We start from the raw sequence: 22,205 nt of genomic DNA on the forward strand, positions 1-22,205 counted from the left end.
CGCGGCGGCACCAGCCCGCTCCCCCACCCCGCCACCCATATCATGCTACCGCTGGGTGGCCGGGTGGGGGAGCGGGCTGGTGCCGGAGCACATCATGACTTCGGCACCTGTCATCGTGTCGGCGCTGTTCGGGCGGCAGGATCAGGCCGCGTTCGACGCGCTGCGGCGGGAGCATTTTCCGCCGTAGCGCAACGTCCTCGCGGCGCATCTGACGCTGTTCCATCACCTGCCGCCATCGGCGCTGGACGAGCTCAAGCACCGGCTCAACGCGGCGACGCGCGGCGTGCGTGCGCCGGCGGCGCGGGCGGCGGGGCTGATGTCGCTGGGGCGGGGCGTGGCGATCAGGATCGAGTCGCCCGGCCTGATCGAAATCCGGCGCGATCTGTGCGCGGCATTCGCGGGGTTGCTGACCCCACAGGACGCGGGCGGGTGGCGCCCGCATGTCACGATCCAGAACAAGGTGGCGCCGTCGATGGCAAAGCTGCGGCTTGGCGCGCTCAGCAAGGATTTCCAGCCGCGCGAGGTCGAGATCGCTGGCCTTGGCGCATACTATTATCGCGGCGGGCCATGGGAGCCGATTTCCCGCCACATGTTCGCTTGACCGGCCCGAAAACCCTGCCTATGTGCGCCGCTCTCGCCCGAAGGGGCCGCCTGGCATGGCGGAGTAGCTCAGTTGGTTAGAGCACGGGAATCATAATCCTGGGGTCGGGGGTTCAAGTCCCTCCTCCGCTACCATGCCATTATCCCCCCGCATCGCGGATTGTCTCCATCGCGACGAAGGTCGATGTGCTCGCGACATGCGGCAGGCTGGAGATGCGTTCGCCCAGCACTTCGCGATAGCGACGGATATCCGCCGTGCGGACCTTGAGCAGATAGTCGAAGCTGCTGGCGATCATGTGGCATTCCTCGACCTCGGGGATCCGCAGCACCGCCGCGCGGAACGCCTCCAGCGCATCCTCGCGCGTGTCGGACAGCTTGACCTCGGCGAAGGCGACGTGGTCGAGGCCGAGGCGCGCGGGGTCGACGATTGCGCGGAAGCCGCGGATCACACCGCTGGCGATCAGCCGCTTTACGCGCACCTGGCACGGCGTTTTTGACAGGCCGACACGGGCGGCGAGATCGGTGATCGAGATGCGGCCATCGACCCGCAAAATCTCGACGATCTTGCGGTCGAACAGGTCAAGATCGCTGTGATCGAGGATGTGAGCGCGCATTTCGCCTGCCAGATCGCCAAAATGAAGGCGAAATGCCAAGCATGGCGCGTTTCAAAAGTCCATCTGCCGCGACACTTTTTGATAGGATGCGCGGATGACCCAGCCCTTCGCCGATTTCGCTCCGCCCATTCGCCCCGCCACGCCGCTGCGCGCCGCGATCACCGCCGCCTATCGCCGCCCAGAGCCCGAATGCCTCGCCCCGCTGATCGAGGCAGCGACGCTGCCTACGGGCACCCGCGAGGCGGCCCGGGCGACCGCGACTGGGCTGATCACGGCGCTGCGCGCGAAGCACAAGGGCACCGGGGTCGAGGGGCTGGTGCAGGAATATGCACTGTCGAGCCAGGAGGGCGTCGCGCTGATGTGCCTGGCCGAAGCGCTGCTGCGCATTCCCGACGCGGCGACGCGCGACGCGCTGATCCGCGACAAGATTTCGGATGGCGACTGGAAGAGCCATGTCGGCGACGGGCGGTCGCTGTTCGTCAACGCCGCGACCTGGGGGCTGGTGGTCACGGGCAAGCTGACCGGTAGCGTCAACGATGCCGGGCTGGCGGCGGCGCTGACGCGGCTGATCGCGCGTGCGGGCGAGCCGGTGATCCGGCGCGGCGTCGACATGGCAATGCGGATGATGGGCGAGCAGTTCGTGACCGGCGAGACGATCGCCGAGGCGCTGAAGCGCGCCCGCCCGCTGGAGGCGCGCGGATTCCAGTATAGCTATGACATGCTGGGCGAAGCGGCGACGACGATGGCGGACGCCGACCGCTATTATCGCGATTACGAGAATGCGGTGAACGCGATCGGCACGGCGTCGCCGGGGCGCGGCGTGGTCGGCGGGCCGGGGATTTCGATCAAGCTGTCGGCGTTGCACCCGCGCTATGCCCGCGCACAGGCCGGGCGCGTGATGGCGGAGTTGCTGCCGCGGGTGAAGGCGCTGGCGGTGCTGGCGAAGTCCTACGACATCGGCTTCAACATCGATGCGGAGGAGGCCGACCGGCTCGAACTGTCGCTCGACCTGCTCGAAAGTTTGGCGCTGGATCCCGATCTGTCGGGCTGGGACGGGCTGGGGTTCGTGGTGCAGGCTTATGGCAAGCGCTGTCCGTTCGTGATCGACTGGATCATCGACCTCGCCCAGCGTGCCGGGCGGCGGATCATGGTGCGGCTGGTCAAGGGCGCGTACTGGGACGCGGAGATCAAGCGGGCGCAGGTCGACGGGCTGCCCGATTTCCCGGTCTATACCCGAAAGGTGCATACGGACGTCGCGTATATCGCCTGCGCGAAGAAGCTGCTCGCGGCCAAAGCCCATGTGTTCCCGCAATTCGCGACGCACAACGCGCAGTCGCTGGCGACGATCTATCACCTTGCCGGGCCGGACTTTACGATCGGCGACTATGAGTTCCAGTGCCTGCACGGCATGGGCGAGCCGCTCTATGACGAGGTGGTCGGTTCGTCGAAGCTGAACCGTCCGTGCCGCATATATGCGCCGGTGGGGACGCATGAGACTTTGCTCGCCTATCTCGTGCGCAGGCTGCTGGAGAACGGGGCGAATTCCAGCTTCGTCAACCGCATCGCCAATCCTGAAGTATCGATTGCCGAGCTGGTCACCGACCCGGTCGAGGTGGTGACCGCGATGGACGCGCCCGGAAGCAAGCACCCGATCATCGCGCTGCCCCGCGACCTTTATGGTGCTCGGACCAATTCGTCGGGGATCGACCTGTCCGATGAGACCGCGCTGGCTGCACTAGGCGATGCGTTGCGGGAGAGCGCGGACATCGGTTGGCTGGCTCAGCCTGCGAGTGGTTTGGGCAAGTCGCGTCCGGTCGCTAACCCGGCTGACGCGCTCGATATTGTTGGGACGGTGGTCGAGACGAGCGCAAAGGCCGCTGCGGACGCGGTGAAGAGCGCGCAGACCGTCGCTGCCGATTGGGCCGCTGTGCCGGTCGCCGAGCGCGCCGCCTGTCCTCGACCGCGCCGCGGACATCATGGAATCGCGGATGCAGCTGCTGATGGGGCTCATCATGCGCGAGGCGGGCAAGTCCGCCCCCAACGCGATTGCCGAGGTACGGGAGGCGGTCGATTTCCTGCGCTATTATGCGCAGCAGGCACGCGCGACGCTGGGCGTTGCCCATGCCCCGTTAGGTCCGGTGACCTGCATCAGCCCGTGGAACTTCCCGCTGGCGATCTTTATCGGCCAGGTCGCCGCCGCCTTGGTCACCGGCAACCCCGTGCTGGCCAAACCCGCAGAAGAAACTCCGCTGATCGCCGCGCAGGGCATCGCGATCCTCCACGCGGCGGGGGTTCCGGCGGACGTGGTTCAGCTGATCCCCGGCGACGGCAAGATCGGCGCGGCGCTGGTCGGTGCTGCGGGGACCCAGGGGGTGATGTTCACCGGATCGACCGAGGTCGCACGAATCATCCAGAAGCAGCTTGCCACGCGGCTGGCCAGCGACGGCACGCCGATCCCGTTCATTGCCGAAACCGGCGGGCAGAATGCGATGATCGTCGATAGCTCCGCGCTCGCGGAGCAGGTTGTGGCGGACGTCATCGCATCGGCGTTCGACAGTGCGGGCCAGCGTTGCTCCGCGCTGCGTGTGTTGTGCCTGCAGAATGATGTCGCCGACCGGATCCTGACGATGCTGCGCGGCGCGCTGCACGAATTGTCGATCGGGCGCACCGACAGCCTGTCGACCGATATCGGCCCGGTGATCACCGCCGAGGCGCAGGGCAATATCCTCGCGCATATCGAGAAGATGCGCGCCAGGGGCCGCCGCGTCGAACAGATCGAACTGGCGGGAGAGACCGGGCAGGGGACGTTCGTGCCGCCGACGATCATCGAGATCGACGCGCTGAGCGACCTGGAGCGCGAGGTGTTCGGCCCGGTGCTGCACGTGATGCGTTACAAGCGCCGCGACCTGGACCGGGTGATCGATGCGATCAACGCTACAGGTTATGGCCTGACGTTCGGCCTCCACACGCGGCTCGACGAGACGGTCGAGCATGTCACCCAGCGGGTCGAGGCGGGTAACCTGTACATCAACCGCAACATCATCGGCGCGGTGGTGGGCGTGCAGCCATTTGGCGGGCGCGGCTTGTCGGGGACCGGGCCGAAGGCGGGCGGGCCACTCTATCTGGGGCGGCTGGTGAAGGCGCCGACGGTCCCCGCCGACCTTGCATCCGCAGCGTCCGATCCGGCGCTGCGCGATTTCGCGCTTTGGCTCGGCGATGCGGGCGAGTGCGCGCGCGAAGCGGGCGAGGCGTCGCTGCTGGGTGCTCAGGTCGAGCTGCCGGGCCCGGTGGGCGAGGCGAACCTGTACTCCATCCATCCGCGCGGGCGGGTGTTGCTGTTGCCGCAGACGCGCGCGGGGCTGATCGAACAGCTGTGCGCGGTGCTGGCGACGGGCAACCGCGCGGTGATCGGGAACATGGCCCTGCGCGTCTCGCTCGCGGGGCTTCCCGATCGTGTGGCGCAGCGGATTGACTGGGTCGCCGATTGGGGCAGTGCAGGGCCGTATGGCGGTGCGCTGATCGAGGGCGACGACGCCATCCGTTTGGCCGCGCTGGCCGACATCGCCGCGCTTTCAGGCCCGATCGTGCTGGCGCAGGCAGGAACGTCACGGCTCGACTGGCTGGTCGAGGAGGTCTCGACCTCGATCAACACCACCGCGGCGGGCGGCAATGCGAGTCTGATGGCAATGGCCTGAGGCGACCGGGCAAAAGCGCGGCTTTGGGCCACCCGAGCCGCTTTGTGTTGGCCATCGACGTAGCCGCTGCTAGCCGCACCGGAAAATACGGGAGCGGAAGATGCACTTCGATATCGTGATCGTGGGCGCGGGGCACGGCGGGGCACAGGCGGCGATCGCGCTGCGTCAGGCCAAGTTCGAGGGAACGATCGCGGTGATCGGCGACGAGCCGGAATTGCCCTACGAGCGCCCGCCGCTGTCGAAGGACTATTTCCAGGGCGAGAAGAGCTTTGACCGTATCCTGATCCGCCCGGCCGCCTTCTGGGTCGAGCGCAATGTCGAGATGCTGCTGAACCGCCGCGTCGTGTCGGTCGATCCCGCGGCGCACAGCCTGACCACTGCGGATGGTGCGACAATCGGCTATGGCCAGTTGATCTGGGCGACCGGGGGCAGCCCGCGCCGGATCGGATGTGCCGGCAACGACCTGACCGGCGTCCATACGGTCCGCATCCGCGCCGATGCCGACCGGATGTTGGCGGAGCTGGACGGCGTCGAGCAGGCAGTAGTGATCGGCGGCGGCTATATCGGACTGGAGGCGGCGGCGGTGCTTGCCAAGCTGGGCAAGAAGGTCGTGCTGCTCGAAGCGCTCGACCGGGTGCTGGCGCGCGTTGCAGGCGAACCGCTGTCGCGCTTCTTCGAGGGCGAGCATCGCGCGCATGGCGTCGATGTGCGGCTGGGCGCGGCGGTCGACTGTATCGAGGGGGAGGGCCGGGTGAGCGGCGTGCGGATGCAGGACGGTGAGGTGATCCCCGCGCAAATGGTGATCGTCGGCATCGGCATCATACCCGCCGTCGAACCGCTGATTGCGGCCGGCGCACAGGGCGGCAATGGCGTTGCGGTCGATCACCAGTGCCGCACCTCGCTGCCCGATGTCTATGCCATCGGCGACTGTGCGCTTCACGCCAACCGCTTCGCCGACGACATGCCGATCCGACTCGAATCGGTGCAGAATGCGAACGATCAGGCGACGTTGGTGGCCAAGATTATCATGGGGCAGGACCTGGCCTATGACGCGGTGCCGTGGTTCTGGTCGAACCAGTATGATCTGAAGCTGCAGACCGTCGGCCTGTCGACCGGCCATGACGCGGCGATCCTGCGCGGCGATCCGGCGAGCCGCAGCTTTTCTGTGCTCTATCTGAAAGAGGGCCGCGTGATCGCGCTCGACTGCGTCAACGCGACCAAGGACTATGTCCAGGGGCGCAAGCTGGTGATCGAACGGCTGTCACCGGACCCGGTGGCGCTTGCCGACGCAAGCGTACCGCTGAAGGAACTGGTCGGGTAAGGCGTTGGAGGCCCGAGCCGGAATCGAACCGGCGTGCAAGGATTTGCAGTCCTCTGCGTAACCACTCCGCCATCGGGCCTCGACAGCGAGGGCGCGCTCTGCGCGGCGCACGCGCAACTGTCAACCGCTGTTGCGAATTTTGCGGCGTAGCTTGCTTGGCGAAGGCGGCGGCACGCGATACAAGCGCGCGAGCAAACAAGTGTATTGCATGACTATAACAGTTATGCGAACAGGGCTGGAGTGATGATGACCGCGACCATTGAACCCCAGGGCCAGGAGGCCGCCCGCGCCGCGATGGTAGCGAGCCAGCTGCGCACCAGCGGCGTCAACGACGCGCGCGTGGTCGCCGCGATGGCGCAGGTCGCGCGTGAGGATTATCTGCCCGAATCGCAGCGTGCCTTCGCCTATCGCGACCGTTCGCTCCCGCTCGGCAACGGCCGGGCGCAGAATCCGCCGCTGGCCACGGGCTTGTTGCTCACCGAAGCGCGGATCGTGGCGGGGGAGAAGGCGCTGATCGTCGGCGCAGCGGGGGGCTATGCCGCCGCGATCGCTGCGGAACTTGGTGCGGTCGTGACGCTGGTCGAGGAAGATGTGAATCTGGTGGCGCTGGCGCGGGCCGCGCTGGGCAATGGCGTCACGCTGGTGGAAGGTTCGCTCGCCGCCGGTGCGCCGGCCGGTGCACCCTATGACCTGCTGCTCATCGACGGCGCAGTCGAAGAGATTCCCGAGGCACTTGCTGCGCAACTGCGCGAGGGCGGGCGGGTCGTCACCGGCCTGTCCGATCGCGGCGTTACCCGAATCGCGTCGGGCGTGCGTACCGGCGGCGGCGTCGGCCTAGCCAGCATCGTCGACAGTGAAATTGCCCCCTTGCCCGGCTTTGAAAAGCCGCGCGGCTTCCAGTTCTGAGGAAAGCGAACCTGATGCGATTGAGCCTGATCCTTGCCGGTGTAAGCGTTGCCGGCCTGACGCTTCCCGCGCTGGCGCAGACCACGCCGCCTGCGGCGCAGGCGCCCGCGCCGCAGCCGAACGAGACGCTGCGCGAGGCGATGGTCAAGGCGTATCGTACCAACCCCGATCTGACTGCGGAGCGCGCCAACCTGCGCGCGACGGACGAGAATGTGCCGATCGCCCGCTCGCGCGGGCTTCCGGGCGTAAGCTCGAACGCAGGCTATAACGAGAATCTGTACGATACCGATTCGAGCGGGCTGGCATCGCCGCGCACCGGATCGGTCGGGCTTGACCTCAGCGTTCCCGTGTTTTCGGGTGGCGCAGTACGCAATTCGGTTCGCGCGGCCGAAACTCGCGTCGAAGCGGGCCGCGCGGGTCTGCGCAGCGTCGAATCGGCGCTCTTCACCGATGTCGTCGCGGTGTACATGGACGTGATCCGCGACGAGGCGACGGTGCGGCTCAACCAGCAGAATGTCCGCGCGCTCGACGTCAACCTCCAGGCGACGCGCGACCGGTTCGAAGTCGGCGACCTGACCCGCACCGACGTCGCCCAGTCCGAAGCGCGGCTCGCGCTGGCGCAGAGCCAGTTGCGCGGCGCGGAGGCCCGGCTGATCTCCAGCCGTGAGAATTACATCCGTATCGTCGGCACCGCGCCGGGCGTCCTCGCGCAGCCGCCCGCGCTGCCGGGCCTGCCCGCCAGCCCGGATCAGGCCGTACAGGTCGCGCTGACCGACAATCCCGCACTGGAAGGCGCACGCAAGGCGCGTGAAGCGAGCACATACGACGTGCGCGTCGCGCGTGCTGGCCGCCTGCCGACGGTCAGTGTCGGTGTGGGCGGCGACTATTATAACCGCTTCGGATCGGTGCCCGCATTGGGCGTGAACAACGGCCTCAAAAATGACGGTTTCGCGACCTCGGCTGGGGTCAGCGTCAGCCTGCCTCTGTTCCAGGGCGGTCGCCCGGCGGCGCAGGTGCGTCAGGCGCAGGCGCGCGAATCGGCCTCGATCGAACAGGTCACTGCGACCGAGCGCGCCGTGATCGCGCAGGCACGTTCGGCCTACGCCGTCTATCAGTCCGCGCTGCGAGTGATCGAGAGCAGCCGGGTTGCGGTCCAGGCCAACCAGCTGAGCCTTGAAGGCGTCCGCGCCGAGAACAGCGTCGGGACGCGCACCATCCTCGATATCCTGAACGCCGAGCAGGAGTTGCTCAACAGCCAGGTTCAGCTGGTGACCGCCGAGCGCGACGCCTATGTCGCGGGCTTTGCGGTGCTGGCGGCGATGGGCAAGGCCGAGGCCGAGGATCTGGGGCTCGACGGTGGTCCGCTCTACGACCCGGTCGCCAACTATGATCGCGTGCGTGGCAGCCTGTCCGACTGGCGCGACAACCCCACCCCCGAGGCGGAGGCGACGCGCACCGTCGACACCCCCGCGCAGAACCCGAATGTTTCCGGTCCGATCGATCCCAGCCCGCGCTAATCGGTTGACAGCACCCCTGTATTTCTCACAGGTGGCGGCGGTTGCGATTCCTGGTTAAGGAACGATTATGGGGGACGTGAGCAACGAACCGTCGATGGAGGATATCCTTTCCTCTATCAAACGCATCATCGCCGAAGAGGGCGATGCCGCGACCGCTAGCCGTCCGCGTCGTCCGGCGCGTGCGGCGGCGCCTGCTCCCGCGCCTGCCGATGACGAAGACGAGATCCTGGAGCTGAACGAGCCCGCGCCTAGCGAGCCGCTGCAGCCCGAGCCGCGCCGTGCACCCCAACCCGTGCAGCGCGAGACGCCGCGCGTCGATCTGCGCGACGTGGAACCCGAGCCTCAGCCGGCCGCGCGCGCCGAACCGATCCTCTCGCAGACGACCGCCGAAGCCACGCGTGGCCCGCTCGAGGCGCTGTCGCGCATGGTGGTGAAGCCCGAGGCTGCGCCGGCCCCCGCGCTGCCCGCTGGCGAAACTTCGCTGGAGGCCATGGTGCGCGAGATGATCCGCCCCATGCTGCGCGACTGGCTCGACGCCAATCTGCCGCGCATGGTCGAGGAAATGGTCCAGCGCGAGATTTCGCGGATTGCGGCGGGGCGGGACTGAGTCTTGCCTAAGCCGTCCCGCCCGTTAGAGGGCGGGGCATGAGCGAACTTCCAAAGACCTTCGACCCCGCCGATATCGAGCAGCGCTGGTACGCCTATTGGGAAAGCAACGGGCTGTTCCGGCCGGAACGTCCGGGCGCGCAGCCCTGGACGATCGTCAACCCGCCGCCGAACGTCACCGGCTCGCTGCATATCGGCCATGCGCTCGACAATACGCTGCAGGACATTCTCGTCCGTCATGCGCGGCTGAAGGGCATGGACGCGCGCTGGGTGGTCGGCATGGACCATGCCGGCATCGCGACGCAGATGGTGGTCGAGCGCCAGCTCAACGAACGCCAGCAGAAGCGCACCAACTTCACCCGCGAGGAGTTCGTCGCAAAGGTGTGGGAGTGGAAGGCCGAGAGCGGCGGGGCGATCACCGGTCAGCTGCGGCGCCTCGGCTGTTCGATGGACTGGTCCGACGAGCGCTTCACGATGGACGAGGGCTTTTCGAAGGCCGTGCTCAAGGTCTTTGTCGACCTCCACAAGCAGGGCCTGATCTACCGCGACAAAAGGCTGGTGAACTGGGACCCGGGCCTCGGAACCGCGATCAGCGACCTTGAGGTCGAGACGCGCGAGGTTGCCGGCAAGTTCTGGCACCTGCGTTATCCGCTCGCCGATGGCAGCGGCTTTATCCTTGTCGCGACGACGCGGCCGGAAACGATGCTGGCCGATATGGCGGTAGCGGTGCACCCGACCGATGAGCGCTATGCCGCATTGGTCGGCAAGCAGGTCAAGCTACCGATCACCGGCCGCCTGATCCCGATCGTCGCCGACGAACATGCCGATCCCGAACTGGGGTCGGGCGCGGTCAAGATCACGCCGGGCCATGACTTCAATGACTTCGAAGTCGGCCGCCGCGCCGGAATCGAGGCGCGCGACATGCTCAATATGCTCGATGCCAAGGCGATGCTTTGCCAGACTTCGGACGGGTTGATCCCGGCCGAGCTGATCGGCCTCGACCGCTTCGACGCGCGTGAGAAGGTCGTGGCACGGCTGAAGGACGAGGGTTTCCTCGTTCCCTGGACCGACAAGGACGGCAACGAACACGACGCAGAGCCGCGCAAGATCCAGACGCCGTTCGGCGACCGCTCGGGCGTGGTGATCGAACCGTGGCTGACCGACCAATGGTATGTCGACGCGGCGACGCTGGCGAAACCCGCGATCGAGGCGGTGCGGTCGGGCGCGACCAAGGTCGTGCCGAAGAGCTGGGAAAAGACCTATTTCAACTGGATGGAGAACATCCAGCCGTGGTGCGTCAGCCGCCAGCTGTGGTGGGGGCATCGGATTCCGGCGTGGTTCGCCGAGGACGGCAGCGTCTATGTCGCTGAAAACGAAGCCGAAGCTCAGGCGCAGGCGGGTGAGGGCGTTGCCCTGACGCAGGACGAGGATGTTCTCGATACCTGGTTTTCCTCCGCGCTGTGGCCGTTCGCGACGTTGGGCTGGCCCGAGAATGACGACCCGACGCTCGGCGGGCGTTATCCCAATGATGTGCTGATTTCCGGCTTCGACATCCTGTTCTTCTGGGATGCGCGGATGATGATGCAGGGTTTGCACTTCATGAAAGAAGTGCCGTTCAAGACCTTGTATCTGCACGGGCTTGTCCGCGCCGCTGATGGCGCGAAGATGTCCAAGTCCAAGGGCAATGTCGTCGATCCGCTGGGTCTGATCGACCAATATGGCGCGGACGCGCTGCGCTTCTTCATGGCGGCGATGGAGAGCCAGGGCCGCGACGTGAAGATGGATGAAAAGCGCGTCGAGGGGTATCGCAACTTCGCGACCAAGCTGTGGAATGCGGCGCGGTTCGCGCAGTCGAACGGGATTCGCGCAAGCGAACATGTCGAGGCTCCTCGCGCCACGCTCGCGGTGAACAAGTGGATTATCGCGGAGACGGTGTCCACGGTGCAGGCGATGGACATCGCCTTTGCCGACCATCGGTTCGACGGCGCGGCCAACACCATCTACCAGTTCACCTGGAGCCGCTTCTGCGACTGGTATCTGGAGTTGATCAAGCCGGTGCTCCAGACCGAAGGCGCCGAGGGAGCCGAGGAGACGCGGCAGGTCGCGGGCTGGGTGCTCGACCAGATCCTCGTCATGCTCCACCCGTTCATGCCCTTCATCACCGAAGAGCTGTGGTCGAAGATGGGCGAACGCCCGGATTACCCGATCATCGCCGCCAAATGGCCGATGGCGGATGCGCGCGCGCTCGATCCCGAGGCGGCGCAGGAGATCGACTGGCTGATCCGGCTGGTGAGCGAGCTGCGCGCGGCGCGGACCGAGCTGAACGTACCGCCGGGCGCACGGCTGGCGCTGCACGTGCGCGATGCGCATGCCGACACGCTGGAGCGGCTTGCGCGCCAGAATGCGGCGCTGAGCCGTCTGGCCCGCGTCGACCGCGCCGAGGGCGCGGCGCCGGCGGGCGGCGCATTGCAGATCGTGGTGGACGAGGCGACCTATGTCCTCCCGCTCGAAGGCGTGATCGATCTCGACGCCGAACGCGCGCGCCTGACCAAGGCGATCGCGGCGGCGGAGAAGGAGCGGGATAGCCTCAACGCGCGGCTGTCCAACCCTGCTTTTGCCGAAAAGGCCAAGCCCGAGGCGGTGGAGAAGGCGCGGGCGGACCATGCCGAGAAGTCGGCCGAAGCGGCGCGGTTGGGCGCAGCGCTGGGGCGACTGGGGTAACCATTAATCCTCCCCCGCCAGGGGGAGGTGTCAGCACAGCTGACGGAGGGGAGGAAGCACGACGCTCGAGAGATCGTCGCCGTCCTCCCCCTCCGTCGCCTTCGGCGCCACCTCCCCTGGCGGGGGAGGATTGTGTGCTTGCCTCTCTCAACGCCGGGAGGCATCAGGTCGGGCATGTCCCACTATCCCGCGCTTCGCCTTCGTCGCACTCGCAGTTCGGCCTGGAGCCGGCGGCTTCATGCCGAGACGGTGCTCACCCCCGCGGACCTGATCTGGCCGCTGTTCGTGACGGAAGGCAACGCCGTCGAGGAGCCGATCGCCAGCCTGCCCGGCGTGTCGCGCTGGTCCGTCGACGCGATCGTCGCGCAGGCGAAAGGCGCGGCGGCGGCGGGGATCCCCTGCCTGGCGCTGTTTCCCAACACGCCGCCCGAGCTGCGCACCGAGGATGGCGGCGAGGCGCTCAATCCCGACAATCTGATGTGCCGCGCGATCCGGGCGATCAAGGATGCGGTGCCGGATATCGGCGTGCTGACCGATGTCGCGCTCGACCCCTATACTGCGCATGGCCATGACGGGCTGGTCGATGCGGCGGGCTATGTTCTGAATGACGAGACGGCGGAGGTGCTGGTCGGGCAGGCGCTTAACCAGGCGCGCGCCGGGGCGGACGTGATCGCGCCGAGCGACATGATGGACGGGCGGGTCGGGCTGATCCGCGAGGCGCTGGAGGATGAGGGCTTCGTCAACGTCCAGATCATGGCCTATGCCGCCAAATATGCCTCGGCCTTCTACGGCCCGTTCCGCGATGCGGTGGGATCGCGCGGGCTGCTCAAGGGCGACAAGAAGACCTATCAGATGGACCCCGCCAATGCCGAAGAGGCGCTGCGCGAGGTCGCGCTCGACCTCGACGAAGGCGCGGACAGCGTGATGGTGAAGCCGGGGTTGCTATATCTAGATATCGTCCGCCGCGTGAAGGAGCGGTTCGAAGTGCCGGTGTTCGCGTACCAGGTGAGCGGCGAGTACGCGATGATCGAGGCGGCAGCTGCGGTGGGCGCGGGCGACCGCGACGCGCTGGTGCTCGAAACTCTGATGGCGTTCAAGCGCGCCGGGTGCAGCGGGGTGCTGTCCTACCACGCGCTTCATGCGGCGCGGCTGATGGGCGGATGATCGAGACCGAGCGGTTATTGCTGCGCCCGCCGGTGGAGGCCGACCACCCGGCGCTCTACGCGATGTGGGCCGATCCGGCGGTGATGGCCGATCTGGGGGCGGTCAAGGACGATGCGGCGAGCGCGGCGGCGCTGGCGCGGCATGCGGGGTATCGGCACGAGGGGCTGGGGTTCCTGAGCGTCATCCGCAAGGAGGATAATGCGGTAATGGGCTTTTGCGGGCTCAAGCGCGGCGATCCACCCAACCCGATCGCGGGGCAGGTCGAGGCGGGGTGGATGCTCGCGCGAAGCTACTGGCGTCAGGGCTATGCGCTGGAGGCGATGGTCGCGGTGCTCGACTGGGGCTGGGTCAATCTTGATGTCGCGCACATCGTGGCGATCACCTCGCAGCGCAATGCCGCCAGCCGGGCGATGATGGAGCGGCTCGGCATGACCTATGTCGCGGGGGGGCGATTTCGAGCATCACGCCTTTGCGGCGGATGACCCCTTGCGCCACATCGTCACCTACCGCATCAATCGCCCCGTCAGTATAGCGTGAGAGAAGGGGAGGCGATGAGCGCCGAAGCAGTCGCCGAACCACAGCCGGGCGCGCCCGGATGGCTGAAGGGCGTAGGCGGCCCGCTGTTCGTCGTCACGATCCTGCTCGGCAGCTTCCTGCTGTTCCTGGTCCAGCCGATGATCGCGCGGATGGCGCTGCCGCGGCTCGGCGGCGCGCCCGCTGTTTGGAACAGCGCGATGCTGATCTATCAGGCGCTGCTGCTGGGTGGCTATGCATATGCGCACTGGCTGGGCCGGGTGCCGGTGCGGCGGCAGGCGATGATCCATCTGGCGGTGCTTGCGGTTGCGGCGCTTTGGCTGCCGATCGGGCTGATGGCGATGCAGATGCCGGCGGATGCCGAGCCGGCGGTGTGGGTGCCGTGGTTGCTTGCCGCGTCGATTGGGCCATTGTTTTTCGCGATCTCGGCGCAGGCGCCGTTGCTGCAGCGCTGGTTCGCCGCAGCTTCGGGCGGGCGCGATCCCTACGCGCTCTATGCCGCGTCGAATGTCGGGAGTTTCGGCGGGTTGATCGCCTATCCGCTGCTGGTCGAGCCGGGGATGGCGCTGCATGCGCAAAGCTGGCTGTGGACCGGTGGCTATGCGCTGGTGTTCGTCGCGGTCGCGGCGTGCGCGCTGCTGTTGCCGCGCAAGGTGGCGGACGAGCCGCATGTCCATGCGACCAGTGCGCCGCCGTCGAAGCGGCGCGTGGCGCACTGGATCGCGCTGGCCTTTGTCCCCTCTGGGCTGATGCTGGCGACGTCGAGCTTTCTGACGACCGATATCGTTGCGGTGCCGATGCTGTGGGTGCTGCCGCTGGGCCTGTATCTGCTGAGCTTTACGATTGCGTTCGCGACGCGGCGCGCGGTGGCGGTGGTGCTGACCCGGTTCGCGCCGATCACGATCCTGTTGTTCGGCGGGCTGATGATCGCCGGGCACAACGCCAATCCCGAGCTGAATGCGCTGATGGCGCTGGCGCTGCTGTTCATGGTCGCGGTCGCGCTGCACACGCATATGTACGATCTACGGCCCGAGCCGGATCGGCTGACCGGATTCTACCTCGCGATGTCGGTGGGCGGGGCGTTGGGCGGGGTGTTCGCGGCTTTGGTCGCGCCCTTGGTGTTCGACTGGACCTATGAATATCCGATCCTGATCCTCGCCGCCGGGTTGCTGGTGCCGCAGGAATGGCTGTTGCCGTTCTTTCAGCGGCTCTGGGGTGAACCGGGGCAGGGGCGGCGGGTCCGTATCCTTGCCATTGCGCTGATCGTCGCGCTGATCGTCTGGTTCGGCGTCTCGAAGGGGTCGGACCTTCTTGGCGAGAGGCAGGCCGGGATCCTGTATCTGACGCTGGCGGTGATCGGGCTGTTCACCGTGGGCATGCGGGTACCGTTCATGATCGTGCTGGCCGGCGCGCTGTTCCTGTTCGGCGGGTTCCGCTCGATCGCGATGAGCTGGCAGGGCGATCTGCGGACGCGGTCATACTTCGGCGTCTATACGATCACCGACCTCGCCGATCAGAAGCGGCTGGCGCACGGCACGACGCTGCACGGCGTCCAGCTGGAGGGGAATCCCGAGCGGCTGAAGCTGCCGACTACCTATTATGTCCCCGGATCGGGGGTGGGGCAGGCGATGCAGGCGTTGCCGCCGCTTTATGGCCCCAACGCGCGGGTCGGCGTGGTCGGGCTGGGGACCGGGACGCTCGCCTGTTATGCCAAGCCGGGCCAGTCGTGGCGCTTCTACGAGATCGATCCGGCGGTGGTCGATCTGGCGCGCGGGCCGTTCCGATTCCTTGAGCAATGCCTGCCCGACGCGAAGATCATATTGGGCGATGCGCGGTTGCGGCTGGTGGAAGAGCCGGCACACAGTCTCGATCTGCTCGTGCTGGACGCCTTTTCCTCCGACGCGGTGCCGATGCATCTGATGACGCTGGAGGCGTTCGCGACCTATGATCGCGTGCTGGCCAAGGACGGGCTGTTGCTCGTCCATATCTCGAACCGGTTCCTGTCGCTGGAGCCGGTGGTCGAGCGCGCGGCGAAGCTGGGCGGATGGTCGGCAGCGCAGCTGACCTATCACCCGGCGCTGATCGAGGAGCTGAACGAGGCGGCTACGTCGGACTGGATCGCACTGTCGCGCTCGCCCGAGAAGCTGGCGCAGCTGACCGCACGCGGGGAAGGCTGGCGACGCCTGGAGGGTCGGGCTGACTTTACCCCCTGGACCGACGATTATGCGACGATTCTGCCGGTGTTGCGCAGCCTGAACAAGGATCTGCCCTGAGAGTTACTCGGCCAGGGCATCCTCGAGCGCCTGAACCTTTTCAGTCTGTTCGGCGGCGATGCTGGAAAGTTTGGCGATTGCCGCGTCGAGCGCGGGATAGGGGGGCGTGCCGGCGCTCAGCCGTTCGGCGGCCGTCGCTTCAAGGCTCGTGACGATCGCCACGGTCTCACCGCGCACGCCATTGAGGTCGGCCAGTGCCACCTGAGCTGCGACCCAGCTTTCGCCACCCGGCGCGACCCCGCGCGCAATCGCGACCCGCGATTCGGTTTCCATCGCGAGCGAGCGGAAGCGCGTTGCGATCCTATCGGCTGCAGCGACCTGTTCCGTGATCCGGGACTCCAGCGCTGCGTCGGGCGTCACGACCGGGTCGGGGCGCACCACCTCACCCGCGTCCCGCGATTCGATCGGGCGAGGCAGGAGCGAGGGATAGCCATCGCTGACGGTGCTGCAGGCGCACAGCGCGAGGGGGAGCGCAAGGAAGACCAGGTGTCGCATCGCGGCGGGTGTATGCCGCGAAGAAACTCTGCGCAACGGGCTTGCGTTTCGCGAAAACCGCTTCTATCAGCGCCCCTCCACTGCGCACCCGTAGCTCAGCTGGATAGAGCATCAGACTACGAATCTGAGGGTCGGACGTTCGAATCGTTCCGGGTGCGCCATTCAAAGCCCCGCCATCCCAATGGGTTGGCGGGGCTTTGTTGCTTGTTACCCAAATCGACAAATACATGAATTGGCTTCGTGGAGATCGTGTTAAGCATCTCCATGGCCATTTTTCATAGCTTTGCCTGTCTGATTCGTGGGCATAGCTGGAATCGCAGCCGCGCACGCGAGGGGTATCGAACCTGTCGGCGGTGCAAGCGTCGCGAGCCGGACCCCGGCTATACCCCGCCGACCGAGCGAACCGAATAGCCGGGCCTAGAAGATATAGGGCACTGGCGCGCGGACATCCGGGTCGATCCGAATCTCGCTTGCCGCCGGGGGAAGGCGCGCTGGTCGCACTCCGCGCGCGGGCAGATGCGGCAGCTGGTCCCGATCGGTGTCGCGAGTCCGCCCGGGCGCAGGCCATCGGCATAGACGAACTCGCCCGCATGCGCCTCCTCGCATCCCAGCGCCACGGCATAGCGGCGCGGGGGGCGGTCGTAGCTGGCCGAAGGCTTCACCAGCCCCTTGGCCATGATGACGTAGCGCGCGCCATCGGGCGTCTCCGCCAGCTGAGTCAGGATTCGGTCGGGAATCGCAACCGCCTCATGCACCACCCAGAGCGGGCACGCGCCGCCGAAACGGGCGAATTCCAGCCGCGTCGCCGAGTGCCGCTTGGTGATGTTCCCCGCCATATCGACACGGCAGAAGAAGAAGGGGGTGCCCAGCGCGCCCGGCCGCTGGAGCGTCGAAAGGCGATGGCATGCCTGTTCGAAGCTGGTGCCGAAGCGCTGACGCAGCCGGTCGATATCGTGGCGCAGCGCACGTGCCGCCTCACGGAAGCGGGTGTAGGGCATCAGCAGCGCGCCGGCGGCATAGTTGGCGAGGCCGAGCGCGAGCAGTTCGCGTGCAGCGGGTGTGGCAAGCCCGCTTGCGTCGGCGACCGCGCGCATTTCGTTGGAAAATTCGAGGCGTGCGAGCCTCTGGGCCAGCAGGAATGCGCGGCTTTCGGGCGTCACGACCCCGCTGATCACCAGCCGTCGCGCATCGGGATCGAAGTGCGACAGGCGCGTATCGTCGTCACGTGCCTCATCGATCGCGATGCCGTGCCAGGTGCGCAGCCGATCCTCGATCGCGCGGGGATGGTCGAAGCTGTCTGCCAGCGTCTCCGCCGCGCGGTCGAGCGGATCGATGTAGTTTCCTTCGGCCTGATACCAGTCGCGCACCGCCTCCCATGGCAGCGCGCCCCCGCGCCCGGCACCGCTCTCGACCTTGTCGTCGAGCACGCGCAGCTGCGCCTGGGCGCGCCGCCACGCATCGTGCAGCGCGACCATGCGGCGGGTGAGGCCGGGGTGTTTCTCGACCCCACGCTGCACTGCGGCTTCGTCGAGCGTCCCTGCTGCGATGCTGGTGTCGGTCGCTGCCTCGATCGCGCGGATCAGTTCGGCGGTTCCGTCGTCGCTGCCGACTTCGCCCCATAGATCGGGAAACTCGCGGCTGAGCGCGACCAGCACCGGCGGGGTGAGCGGGCGTTCCTCATTCTCGATCTGCGAGAGGTAACTGACCGAGACGCCGAGCCGCGCGGCGAGCGCCGCCTGGGGCAGGGACAGGCGCTTGCGCAGGTCGCGGACCCGCGTTCCGGCGAAGAGGCGGCGGCGTTGCTCCATGACTTCACCATATATGCGGAGTTGTAAGATGCAACTTCGCAACATTGCATTTGCATGTGCGCGGGTGTCCTGTGCAGGGACGCGGGGCAGGGGGTAGAGCCCAGGGAGCAAGGCAATGTCTTCGACGATCGAGGAACTCGAACGCCGCCGCGCCGCGGCCCGGCTGGGCGGCGGGCAGAAGCGGATCGACGCGCAGCATGCCAAGGGCAAGCTGACCGCGCGCGAGCGGCTGGAAGTGCTGCTCGACGAGGGATCGTTCGAAGAGCTGGACATGTATGTCGAGCATAATTGCGTCGATTTCGGGATGCCCGATCAGGTTGTGCCGGGTGACGGCGTGGTCACTGGCAGCGGCACGATCAACGGCCGCCTCGTCTTCGTGTTCAGCCAGGACTTCACCGTGTTCGGCGGGTCGCTTTCCGAACGGCACGCGCAGAAGATCTGCAAGATCATGGACATGGCGATGAAGGTCGGCGCGCCGGTGATCGGCCTGAACGACAGCGGCGGCGCGCGCATTCAGGAGGGCGTCGCGTCGCTCGCCGGCTATGCCGAGGTGTTCCAGCGCAATGTGCTGGCGTCTGGCGTGGTGCCGCAGATTTCGCTGATCATGGGTCCTTGCGCAGGCGGGGCCGTTTATTCTCCCGCGATGACCGACTTCATCTTCATGGTGAAGGATTCATCGTACATGTTCGTCACCGGCCCGGATGTAGTGAAGACCGTTACCAACGAGATCGTCACGCAGGAGGAACTGGGCGGAGCTGTGACGCATACCACGAAGTCGGGCGTTGCCGATGTGGCGTTCGAGAATGACATCGAGGCGCTGCTGGCGGCGCGCGACTTCGTGGACTTCCTTCCCGCGAGCAATCGCGAGAGCGTGCCCGAGCGGCCGTGCACCGACCCGTGGGATCGTATCGAGGACAGCCTCGACACGCTGATCCCGCCGAGCGCCAACCAGCCCTATGACATGCATGAGTTGATCCGCAAAACGGTGGACGAGGGCGACTTCTTCGAAGTGCAGCCGGCGCATGCCGGCAACATCATCATCGGCTTTGGGCGGATCGAGGGGCGGACCGTCGGTATCGTCGCGAACCAGCCAATGGTGCTGGCCGGGGTGCTCGACATCAATTCGAGCAAGAAGGCGGCGCGGTTCGTGCGCTTCTGCGATGCGTTCGAGATTCCGATCGTGACCTTTGTCGACGTGCCGGGCTTCCTGCCGGGCGTCGGGCAGGAGCATAGCGGCATCATCAAGCATGGCGCGAAACTGCTGTTCGCCTATGCCGAGGCGACCGTGTCCAAGATCACGGTGATCACGCGCAAGGCCTATGGCGGCGCGTATGATGTGATGGCGTCGAAGCATCTGCGCGGCGATCTGAACTATGCCTGGCCGACGGCGGAGATCGCGGTGATGGGCGCCAAGGGCGCGGTCGAGATCATCTTTCGCGGGCGCACGCCGGAAGAGATCGCCGAGAAGACGGCGGAATATGAGGCGCGCTTCGCCAACCCGTTCGTCGCGGCGAGCAAGGGGTTTGTCGACGAGGTGATCATGCCGCATTCGACCCGGCGGCGGATCGCGCTGGGGCTACGGAAGCTGAGGAACAAGAGCCTCGAAAATCCGTGGAAGAAGCATGACAATATTCCGCTTTAGGGTGTGGTGATGGAACTCTTTGCACCATTCTATTTGGCCCTCGGTAGCGGTTTTCTGGCGTTCAAATTGCTTCGTACAAACGAGCGGACGGTGCGCCTTGGTATTGGAGAAGGCGAGGAGTCCTACCCTTGGCTTTGGTGGGCTGGAGTGGTTGGCGGAACCGCTGGTTTTCTCGTTTTTGCGGCATTCGGCATGCTGCTTGTTGCGGAGAAGGTCTGATGACTCCCCGTCGGCTCACCTATGTCCTTTTCACTCTAGCGGGCGCGGTAGCGCTGCTGGCGGGCTGCCAGCAGGAACCCGATAGCGGCAACGCGACCGCGGCGACGCCGTCTGCGACCCCGAGTGCAACCGGTGTGCGCGCCTTGCCTGAGGCGGAACAGCTCAAGCTCGCCTTCCGCACGACCTATGGCAAGGATGGTGCGGCGCAGGTGCAGGAGGACGATGCCGGGGTCATCAACGTGACGCCGGGTCAGTTGCTGTGGATCGGCGACATTGCGGTGCTGCTGAGCCCCGGGGCGAATGAGTCCGACTGTCATGCCTGTTCGGGGGCGCTGGCGATTGCCTATCTCAAGCCTCAGGGCGACGGCTTCGCGGTGACCGGGAAGTGGCCGACGCTGGTGCGTGGCTCGGGCTGGGGTGCGGAGCCGGAATGGCGGGTGACGAATGAGTTCACCGACAATCCCGCCATCTATGTCGAAAGCGGCGACACCGCGCAGGGCTATTCGTGCGGTGGCGCGTCGATCACCGAATTGAAGCCCGACGGGCCGGTCCAGTCGGAGCGCATCTGGCTGTCGGCGTCAAACGAGGGCGCGGTCGATGAGGCGACCGGCAAGACCTTTGGCGGCGAACCGCTGAGCAAGCTGGAGGGCGAGATCGTCGATATCGTGAAGGGCAAGTCGTTCGCGGTGCAGGCGAGCGGGACGGCGAAGTTCGTCGAACGCTATGAATATCGCGATGGCAAGTTCGTCCCGCTTCAGAAGGAGTCGCGGCTGTCGTGCTGAACCCGGGAATGATGCCATGAAACTCGGCCGCCTCAACCATATCGGCGTTGCGACGCCTTCGATTGCGGACAGCATCGCTTTCTATCGCGACGTGATGGGCGCGGGGACGATCCACGAACCCTTCGACCTGCCCGCGCAGGGGGTGAAGGTGTGCTTCGTCGATACGCCGAATACGCAGATCGAGCTGATCGAGCCGCTGGGCGCGGACTCGCCGATCCACGGGTTTCTGGCAAAGAACCCGGCGGGCGGGCAGCATCATGTCTGTTACGAGGTGCCTGACATCCACGAAGCCAAATCGTGGTTCGAGGCTAGGGGCGCGCGGGTGCTGGGTGAGCCGCGGATCGGGGCGCATGGGACGCCGATCTTCTTCGTCCACCCGCGCGACATGGGCGGGGTGCTGACCGAGATCATGGAAACGCCGAAGGGAGAGGCGCATTGACCGACGAGACCGTCCTTTACAGCCTCGACAGTGGCGTCGCGACGATCCGGCTCAACCGGCCCGACCGGCTGAACGCGGTGACGTTCGACATGCTCGACCTGATCCGCGCGTCGCTGCTGCGCGCGGTGAATGAGGGCGCGCGGGCGGTGCTGCTGACCGGGGAGGGGCGGGCATTCTGTTCGGGCGCGGACCTGGCCGGGCGGATGGATCAGGGGCCGGTCGACCCGGCGGAGAGCCTGGAGTTCCACTACAACCCGCTCGCCGAGACGTTGTCGAAGCTGCCGATCCCGATCGTGACCGCGATCAACGGGCCGGCGGCGGGGGCGGGCGTCGGAATCGCGCTGGGCGGCGATATCGTGGTGATGGCGAAGAGCGCCTATCTGCTGCTGGCATTCAGCAATATCGGGCTGGTGCCCGATTGCGGCGCGACCTGGCTGGTCGCCAAGTCGGCGGGGCGGGCCAAGGCGCTGGAGATGGCGCTGCTGGGCGAGAAGATGTTCGCCGATGACGCCAAGGATGCGGGGCTGGTCGCGCGCGTGGTCGCGGACGATGCGCTGATGGCGGAGGCGGGGAAGCTCGCCGCGACGCTTGCCGCCAAGCCGACTGTCGCGCTGGGCCTGATCCGGGCGCAGGTGAAGGCGGCGCTCAACAACACGCTGTCGGAGACGCTGAGCGTCGAGGCGGCGCATCAGCGCATCGCGGGCAAGACCGAGGATTTCCGCGAAGGCGTGATGGCGTTCCTCGGCAAGCGCGCGCCGGAGTTCAAGGGTAAGTGATGATGACGCTGACGATGTGCCAAGCCTCCCTCTCCGCTTGGGAGAGGGAAGGGGCCCGCCCGGCGCAGCCGGGTGGGAAGGGTGAGGGTGACC

At 66.6% G+C, this 22,205-nt stretch carries 16 protein-coding genes, 3 tRNA genes and 2 pseudogenes; 17 read left to right on the forward strand and 4 right to left on the reverse strand.

What is annotated here, in order from left to right; all coding sequences use genetic code 11:
* The first annotated feature begins 94 nt into the window (after positions 1-94).
* A pseudogene (locus LRS08_RS17830) lies at positions 95-601 on the forward strand (2'-5' RNA ligase family protein).
* 57 nt (positions 602-658) lie between these two features.
* Positions 659-735, forward strand: a tRNA-Met gene (locus LRS08_RS17835).
* 5 nt (positions 736-740) lie between these two features.
* Here LRS08_RS17835 and LRS08_RS17840 read toward each other — a convergent pair.
* The gene (locus tag LRS08_RS17840) at positions 741-1,214 is read right to left on the reverse strand and encodes an Lrp/AsnC family transcriptional regulator (protein WP_257845905.1); all 474 of its coding nucleotides are present in this window, start codon (positions 1,212-1,214) and stop codon (positions 741-743) included.
* A gap of 94 nt (positions 1,215-1,308) precedes the next feature.
* On the opposite strand from LRS08_RS17840, the pseudogene putA reads away from it, so the two are divergent.
* Both putA and LRS08_RS17850 read left to right on the forward strand, forming a co-directional pair.
* Positions 1,309-4,909 (forward strand): annotated as a pseudogene (putA, locus tag LRS08_RS17845) (trifunctional transcriptional regulator/proline dehydrogenase/L-glutamate gamma-semialdehyde dehydrogenase).
* A gap of 100 nt (positions 4,910-5,009) precedes the next feature.
* Complete coding sequence (locus tag LRS08_RS17850; RefSeq protein ID WP_257845904.1) at positions 5,010-6,230, forward strand: NAD(P)/FAD-dependent oxidoreductase; 1,221 nt, start codon at positions 5,010-5,012, stop codon at positions 6,228-6,230.
* A 5-nt stretch (positions 6,231-6,235) separates the two neighbouring features.
* Here the strand turns inward: LRS08_RS17850 and LRS08_RS17855 are convergent.
* Positions 6,236-6,309 (reverse strand) — tRNA-Cys (locus LRS08_RS17855).
* A 164-nt stretch (positions 6,310-6,473) separates the two neighbouring features.
* Here LRS08_RS17855 and LRS08_RS17860 point away from each other — a divergent pair.
* The 7 genes from LRS08_RS17860 (at position 6,474) to LRS08_RS17890 (ending at position 15,951) form a co-directional block, all read left to right on the forward strand.
* Entirely contained in the window at positions 6,474-7,136 is a 663-nt protein-coding gene (locus LRS08_RS17860) for a protein-L-isoaspartate O-methyltransferase (RefSeq protein ID WP_257845903.1), read from the forward strand.
* Between the two features lie 14 nt (positions 7,137-7,150).
* Positions 7,151-8,653, forward strand: a complete 1,503-nt coding sequence (locus tag LRS08_RS17865; protein ID WP_257845902.1) for a TolC family outer membrane protein — start codon at positions 7,151-7,153, stop codon at positions 8,651-8,653.
* Positions 8,654-8,720: 67 nt separating this feature from the next.
* Positions 8,721-9,260, forward strand: coding sequence for a DUF2497 domain-containing protein (locus LRS08_RS17870; RefSeq protein WP_260481074.1), 540 nt, complete (start codon positions 8,721-8,723; stop codon positions 9,258-9,260).
* Positions 9,261-9,298: 38 nt separating this feature from the next.
* A complete protein-coding gene (locus tag LRS08_RS17875; protein ID WP_257845901.1) occupies positions 9,299-11,980 on the forward strand; it encodes a valine--tRNA ligase in 2,682 nt (893 codons plus the stop codon).
* Positions 11,981-12,154: 174 nt separating this feature from the next.
* Entirely contained in the window at positions 12,155-13,144 is a 990-nt protein-coding gene (gene hemB / locus LRS08_RS17880) for a porphobilinogen synthase (RefSeq protein WP_257845900.1), read from the forward strand.
* Positions 13,141-13,626 carry a GNAT family N-acetyltransferase gene (locus LRS08_RS17885; RefSeq protein ID WP_260481075.1) on the forward strand — a complete coding sequence of 162 codons (486 nt, stop codon included), beginning with the start codon at positions 13,141-13,143 and terminating at the stop codon, positions 13,624-13,626. Before hemB ends, LRS08_RS17885 begins: the two co-directional genes overlap by 4 nt.
* Before the next feature lie 69 nt (positions 13,627-13,695).
* Positions 13,696-15,951, forward strand: coding sequence for a fused MFS/spermidine synthase (locus LRS08_RS17890; RefSeq protein WP_257845898.1), 2,256 nt, complete (start codon positions 13,696-13,698; stop codon positions 15,949-15,951).
* A 3-nt stretch (positions 15,952-15,954) separates the two neighbouring features.
* On the opposite strand, the gene LRS08_RS17895 is transcribed toward LRS08_RS17890, so the two are convergent.
* Positions 15,955-16,446 carry a hypothetical protein gene (locus LRS08_RS17895; RefSeq protein ID WP_260481076.1) on the reverse strand — a complete coding sequence of 164 codons (492 nt, stop codon included), beginning with the start codon at positions 16,444-16,446 and terminating at the stop codon, positions 15,955-15,957.
* Between the two features lie 84 nt (positions 16,447-16,530).
* Here LRS08_RS17895 and LRS08_RS17900 point away from each other — a divergent pair.
* Positions 16,531-16,607, forward strand: a tRNA-Arg gene (locus LRS08_RS17900).
* A 219-nt stretch (positions 16,608-16,826) separates the two neighbouring features.
* Here the strand turns inward: LRS08_RS17900 and LRS08_RS17905 are convergent.
* On the reverse strand, positions 16,827-18,254 hold the full coding sequence (locus LRS08_RS17905) for a short-chain fatty acyl-CoA regulator family protein (RefSeq protein ID WP_312026632.1): 1,428 nt from the start codon (positions 18,252-18,254) through the stop codon (positions 16,827-16,829).
* A 115-nt stretch (positions 18,255-18,369) separates the two neighbouring features.
* Here LRS08_RS17905 and LRS08_RS17910 point away from each other — a divergent pair, with 115 nt between their 5' ends.
* From LRS08_RS17910 to LRS08_RS17930, 5 genes are read left to right on the forward strand one after another with little or no spacing between them, the layout of a single operon-like run.
* Positions 18,370-19,896, forward strand: a complete 1,527-nt coding sequence (locus tag LRS08_RS17910; protein ID WP_260481077.1) for an acyl-CoA carboxylase subunit beta — start codon at positions 18,370-18,372, stop codon at positions 19,894-19,896.
* A gap of 9 nt (positions 19,897-19,905) precedes the next feature.
* Positions 19,906-20,115, forward strand: coding sequence for a hypothetical protein (locus tag LRS08_RS17915; RefSeq protein WP_257845896.1), 210 nt, complete (start codon positions 19,906-19,908; stop codon positions 20,113-20,115).
* Positions 20,115-20,897, forward strand: coding sequence for a hypothetical protein (locus tag LRS08_RS17920; protein WP_257845895.1), 783 nt, complete (start codon positions 20,115-20,117; stop codon positions 20,895-20,897). The genes LRS08_RS17915 and LRS08_RS17920 overlap by 1 nt, the downstream gene beginning before the upstream one ends.
* Positions 20,898-20,913: 16 nt before the next feature.
* On the forward strand, positions 20,914-21,336 hold the full coding sequence (gene mce / locus LRS08_RS17925) for a methylmalonyl-CoA epimerase (protein WP_257845894.1): 423 nt from the start codon (positions 20,914-20,916) through the stop codon (positions 21,334-21,336).
* Entirely contained in the window at positions 21,333-22,112 is a 780-nt protein-coding gene (locus LRS08_RS17930; protein WP_257845893.1) for an enoyl-CoA hydratase-related protein, read from the forward strand. Before mce ends, LRS08_RS17930 begins: the two co-directional genes overlap by 4 nt.
* Positions 22,113-22,205: the final 93 nt, after the last annotated feature.

The organism is Sphingomonas sp. J315 (assembly GCF_024666595.1).
Classification (GTDB): domain Bacteria; phylum Pseudomonadota; class Alphaproteobacteria; order Sphingomonadales; family Sphingomonadaceae; genus Sphingomonas.

Bases quoted from the DNA above. Each gene is read 5' to 3' on its own strand.
- LRS08_RS17870 (WP_260481074.1), top strand. From the start codon at position 8,721: ATGGGGGACGTGAGCAACGAACCGTCGATGGAGGATATCCTTTCCTCT.
- LRS08_RS17885 (WP_260481075.1), top strand. From the start codon at position 13,141: ATGATCGAGACCGAGCGGTTATTGCTGCGCCCGCCGGTGGAGGCCGAC.
- LRS08_RS17850 (WP_257845904.1), top strand. From the start codon at position 5,010: ATGCACTTCGATATCGTGATCGTGGGCGCGGGGCACGGCGGGGCACAG.
- hemB (WP_257845900.1), top strand. From the start codon at position 12,155: ATGTCCCACTATCCCGCGCTTCGCCTTCGTCGCACTCGCAGTTCGGCC.
- LRS08_RS17920 (WP_257845895.1), top strand. From the start codon at position 20,115: ATGACTCCCCGTCGGCTCACCTATGTCCTTTTCACTCTAGCGGGCGCG.
- LRS08_RS17860 (WP_257845903.1), top strand. From the start codon at position 6,474: ATGATGACCGCGACCATTGAACCCCAGGGCCAGGAGGCCGCCCGCGCC.
- LRS08_RS17890 (WP_257845898.1), top strand. From the start codon at position 13,696: ATGAGCGCCGAAGCAGTCGCCGAACCACAGCCGGGCGCGCCCGGATGG.
- LRS08_RS17905 (WP_312026632.1), bottom strand. From the start codon at position 18,254: ATGGAGCAACGCCGCCGCCTCTTCGCCGGAACGCGGGTCCGCGACCTG.
- LRS08_RS17910 (WP_260481077.1), top strand. From the start codon at position 18,370: ATGTCTTCGACGATCGAGGAACTCGAACGCCGCCGCGCCGCGGCCCGG.
- mce (WP_257845894.1), top strand. From the start codon at position 20,914: ATGAAACTCGGCCGCCTCAACCATATCGGCGTTGCGACGCCTTCGATT.
- LRS08_RS17875 (WP_257845901.1), top strand. From the start codon at position 9,299: ATGAGCGAACTTCCAAAGACCTTCGACCCCGCCGATATCGAGCAGCGC.
- LRS08_RS17865 (WP_257845902.1), top strand. From the start codon at position 7,151: ATGCGATTGAGCCTGATCCTTGCCGGTGTAAGCGTTGCCGGCCTGACG.
- LRS08_RS17840 (WP_257845905.1), bottom strand. From the start codon at position 1,214: ATGCGCGCTCACATCCTCGATCACAGCGATCTTGACCTGTTCGACCGC.
- LRS08_RS17895 (WP_260481076.1), bottom strand. From the start codon at position 16,446: ATGCGACACCTGGTCTTCCTTGCGCTCCCCCTCGCGCTGTGCGCCTGC.
- LRS08_RS17915 (WP_257845896.1), top strand. From the start codon at position 19,906: ATGGAACTCTTTGCACCATTCTATTTGGCCCTCGGTAGCGGTTTTCTG.